Origin of the sequence: Microcystis sp. M53598_WE2, assembly GCF_030067735.1 — a bacterium.
Classification (GTDB): domain Bacteria; phylum Cyanobacteriota; class Cyanobacteriia; order Cyanobacteriales; family Microcystaceae; genus Microcystis; species Microcystis aeruginosa.
Genome location: NZ_JASJFE010000457.1, coordinates 1 through 4,815, shown reverse-complemented (window position 1 = coordinate 4,815; position 4,815 = coordinate 1). Strand labels below are relative to the sequence as shown.

Here is a 4,815-nt window from a genome sequence, read left to right as displayed (position 1 = left end):
TTGACCGGAAGCGGGATCATCGTAGCGAATCTTCACCTTAGCTATGGTATGAGTACCGGGGGGAATTTGGTCGATATAGAGATTGAGGAGGATAATTTTTTCTTCATCTATCATTAAATCACCCAAACGGGTGATGTAAAAATTGCCCTCTTTTTGTAGGCTCATTTCTATAGTTTCTGGGGCAACTTGGGCAATGGGTTTTAACTCCGCTAAATGAGTCCGAGCATCTAATTCTAATTGCAGGAAAGCGTTAGTTAACCGGACAGATTGCAAACGGTTAAATAGACGAGTAAATTCAATTAAAGCCTGTTCGGGTCTTTCGATATAAGATAAACTTCCGCCAGCGATATCGGCAATTTTTTCTAGGATATCTTGATTCCAATGATCGCCAAAACCGAAGGTATTTAAGGTGATACCGTACTCGGCCGCCACTTCGGCTAATTTTAAACAGCGTTGATTATTTCCGTGTTCATTTTCACCATCGGTAAGCAGAAAAATATGAGACACATAACCTTTGCTGCCGGTAGAACTTTCTTGAATACCTAATTTTATCCCTTCATCGATCGCTGTACCTCCTCCCGCTTGTAATTGTTGAATTTTTGAGCGAATTAAGGTCAGGTCATCCTGTCGCGATTGGGAGGGAAGAATAACTTTGGCGCGATGATCGAAAGCTATCACCGAGAGACGATCATTAACTCCGAGGGATTCTATTAAACTTAAAGCCGCTTTTTTGACCGTTTCTAGGGGTTTTCCCTGCATAGAACCGCTATGATCGAGAACTAAACAAAGATTAATCGGTAAATTTGTGTTGATCTGTTCACTGGTGGCGGCGATCGATAGCATCAGTTGACGTTGACTGCTGTTTTGATTAGCATCGATATGACTGTCACTCAAGGCCGATTTTAGAGTTACCCGCATAAGAGTTTTTTATCGTGGTCGTTGATATTTATATTGTAATGAGTATAGTTAAATTTGTGCTTATTTTCCCGTCTGGCATCGAGTTAGACAAGTTCGAGCATTGGGTGCATCTCATTTTTGTCAATCTACGATGCACACCTGTGGTTGTTCATATATTGGGAATAATTTAAGAGTCACTGATAATTCCCGATTGTCGATATTTCTACAAAGTTAAGATGCGGCCCCAGCAGTTCTTGTGGGAAATTTTACCGTGGCCGGTCGGACTTATTCTTTCGTGGAAGTCATGGCAAAATCTCTTTAACGCGAACTAAAGTTATTTACTCTTTTTGAGATGATAATAAATTGGAATCGATGTTAATCAGGGGAAGGGAGCCTGAACCAGTCATGACGACAGGAAAACGTCCATCCCACTTTTCGATTGCTCGTTGTTGTAAAATTTCTGCTGTTAGGTTTTGGCGCAATAGTTTTTGAGCTTCTGCCTGTCCCTTCGCGCGGTTGATTTCCGCTTTCGCTTCCTGTGCTGCTTGTTGTGCGCGAAAAGCAGCTTCTTCTGCCTTTTGTTCCGCTACTTGTTTGGCTTCAATCGCCGCGTTAAACTCTTCAGAAAAACCAAAATTAACGAGAGATACATCATTGATAATTATCCCATAACGTCTTAATCTTTCGGCGAGGGAAGTGTCAATTTCACGTTTGAGTTCTCCTCGCTCTTGCAAGATATTTTGTACGGGACGTTGTGCTGTTGCCGCTTTGACAATTTCCGATACTGCTGGGTTTATAATACCAGAGACAATCACATTGATATCCCCAACTTGTTGATAAATCTGATTAACTTTGTCGGGGTCGATGTGCCAGTTAACGATAATAGTTGTTTCCACATCTTGCAAATCTTTGGAAGATCCTTTTGCCTTTACTTCCGTTGTTTGGACTCGAACGTTGATGGGCTTGATCTTGGTGACAATCGGTATAACGGGATGAATTCCTTCATCGAGGATTTGTTTTTGCACTTTGCCAAAGTACATGACAACGCCGCGTTCGCCAGTATCAATAACGGCAAAAGGGCGCAGTATGGTAGTAAAAGCTAATATTAAAATTCCCCCCGCCATTAATGGTATTATATTGCGATTGTAATTCATGACAACTCCTTAGATATTTGATCGGTTTTATCGTACCACTGTTATTATAATCCTGTTTAAAAAGTATGGGAAAGTGGGGAGAAACAATCCATAACTGAGTTTTTAAAGTTCGATTGGGATTAACTAGAGGAGAGAAGGAAAGTGAGAGGGCCCGTTTAAGATAAAGCGGCGATCGCTTGTTCTAAAGCTAGGGAAATATGAGTCCAATGGGTTCCCCCCTGACAAAAAACGATATAGGGTTCCCGTAGGGGTCCATCGGCGGAGAATTCCGAGGTGCTGCCATCGATAAACGTGCCACCAGCCATCACTACTTGGCTCTCATAGCCCGGCATTTGGGCAGGAATGGGATCCAAGTAGGAACCGATGGGAGAATAGGCTTGAATGGCTTTACAGAAGGCAATCAGCTTATCGGGGGAACCGAGTTTAATCGCTTGAATAATATCGCGTCGAGGCACAAAAGGAGCAGGATTGACCGGATAACCCAACTTATCGCCCACATAGGCGATTAAATGACTACCTTTCATCGCTTCTCCCACCATTTGCGGCGCTAGAAACAATCCCTGATAAAGAAGACGATTTTGGTCAAAAGTTGCCCCTCCCTCCCTACCGATCCCCGGTGCTGTCAGACGATAGCAGGCCATTTCCACTAATTCCGCTTTACCTGCTATGTATCCCCCGGCCGTGACAATTGTACCTCCGGGATTTTTAATTAGAGAACCGGCCATTAGATCTGCCCCCACGTTGGTGGGTTCTTGGGTGTTGATAAATTCTCCATAGCAATTATCGACAAAACAGACCGTATTCGGGTTTTGTTGTTTAACTATACGGACAATTCTCTCGATTTCGTCAATCGACAAACTCGATCGCCAGGAATAACCGCAGGATCTTTGAATATGGACTAAACGGGTTTGGGGTTTAACTGCTGTTGCCAAAGCCAACCAATCGATCGCACCGGTAGAATCTAGCTCTAATTGCCGATAACTAACGCCAAAATCCTTTAAAGAGCCTTGACCACTGCCCCTAATCCCAATTACTTCCTCTAGGGTATCGTAGGGCGCACCGGCTACCGCTAACATCTCATCCCCCGGTCGAAGAACCCCATACAAGGCACAGGCGATCGCATGGGTTCCTGAAACAAATTGTACCCGCACCGCCGCCTTTTCGGCCCCCAGGGCTTGGGCGAACACTTGATCTAAAGTATCCCGTCCCAAGTCATCATGACCATAACCACTAACACTGGCGAAATGATGCACTCCGACGCGGTTTTCACGGAAAGCACCGAGGACTTGACGGAGATTTTCCTTGACCTGTGCGTCAATTTCCGAAAAGATGGGGAGTAAGGCCTTTTCTGCCCTGTGGAGTAGAGGGGGGATATCCATCAAACAATAGACTGTGATATTTGTTACTATTCATTAAGCGTCAAAGTTCCCCCTGTGTCAAATCGAGACAGATAAGACGATGATGCTCTGTCTCCTGTTGTTTCCCTTTGGGTTATTCAATGACTGTTGCGACTTCCGAAAAACTTCCCATTGACTGGGTGACTCTCATCTACATGGCTTTTATCCACTTAGTGGCTCTTTTAGCCTTCTTACCTAGCAATTTTAGCTGGGGTGCTGTGGGAGTGACATTGATTCTCTATTGGATTACCGGGGGTTTAGGAATTACCCTCGGTTTTCATCGTCTGGTCTCCCATCGGAGTTTTAAGACTCCCAAATGGTTAGAATACTTTCTGGTTTTCTGCGGGACCCTCGCTTGTCAGGGGGGTGCGATCGCATGGATAGGTTTACATCGTATTCATCATAAATATTCTGATACTGCTCCCGATCCCCACGATTCTAATAAAGGTTTTTGGTGGAGTCACATGGGTTGGATGCTGCACGAAATTCCTGCCGACGAAGAAATCGCTCGTTTTACCCAGGATATCGCCGACGATCCTTTCTATAAATTCTGTCAAAATTATTTTGTTCCTATCCAAATTGTTTTAGGCTTAATTCTCTATGCTATGGGTGGTTGGCCGTTTGTAATTTGGGGAATTTTTGTTCGCTTGGTCTTAGTTTTCCACTCCACTTGGTTTGTCAATAGCGCCACCCACAAATTTGGTTATGTTAGCCATGAATCCCACGATAATTCTAAAAATTGTTGGTGGGTTGCCCTCTTAACTTTCGGTGAAGGTTGGCACAATAATCACCATGCCTATCAGTATTCTGCCCGTCATGGCTTACAATGGTGGGAAGTTGACCTGACTTGGATGACCATCCGTCTGCTGCAAATTCTGGGATTAGCTACTAATATTAAGTTGCCTCCCACCACAGCAACGGCGACAGAAAGTTAGTTTTATCCAGTTGTTAAATTAAATCTAGCCGAACTTAAACATAAGTTCGGTTATTTTTTCTCCGACTTAACCCAAATCTAACGGCTTTTCCCACGGCACAACTGAGGAATATAGGTAATGCGAATCCTCCCCCAAAAAACGAAATCATTGATAGGATAAACTTGATTATTTCCTCCTCTGTCGAACATTGACTGGGGAAAGCACAACTCATCCCAACAGCGAAGGATAACCAACCAAAAAAGAAAACACACAGGGGAAATAATAGGCAAAAAACCAGACCCCCCGCTAGACAGCCTAATCCATTGGCCTTTCTATTCGATTTCTTCCCTGTCACCATCTCTATCGCCGACCTTTTCTGACCGATAGCATAAAAAGGTCAAACTAGCAACTTTTTTAACAAATATTTAATAGAGTTCTTGCATAATTAATTCT

The 4,815-nt window shown here is 43.7% G+C and carries 4 protein-coding genes; 1 reads left to right on the top strand and 3 read right to left on the bottom strand.

The annotated features are described in order from the left end of the window. From PX636_RS09535 to PX636_RS09525, 3 genes are all read right to left on the bottom strand, one after another. Positions 1-918, bottom strand: a 918-nt coding sequence (locus PX636_RS09535; RefSeq protein WP_288116920.1) for a vWA domain-containing protein, incomplete at its 3' end; no start/stop codon positions are given. Positions 919-1,235: 317 nt separating this feature from the next. Continuing rightward, positions 1,236-2,051, bottom strand: coding sequence for a prohibitin family protein (locus PX636_RS09530; protein ID WP_002795873.1), 816 nt, complete (start codon positions 2,049-2,051; stop codon positions 1,236-1,238). A 155-nt stretch (positions 2,052-2,206) separates the two neighbouring features. After that, entirely contained in the window at positions 2,207-3,430 is a 1,224-nt protein-coding gene (locus tag PX636_RS09525; RefSeq protein ID WP_002795872.1) for a methionine gamma-lyase family protein, read from the bottom strand. Positions 3,431-3,549: 119 nt separating this feature from the next. Here PX636_RS09525 and PX636_RS09520 point away from each other — a divergent pair, with 119 nt between their 5' ends. Further along, positions 3,550-4,383, top strand: a complete 834-nt coding sequence (locus tag PX636_RS09520; RefSeq protein WP_002795871.1) for an acyl-CoA desaturase — start codon at positions 3,550-3,552, stop codon at positions 4,381-4,383. Positions 4,384-4,815: the final 432 nt, after the last annotated feature.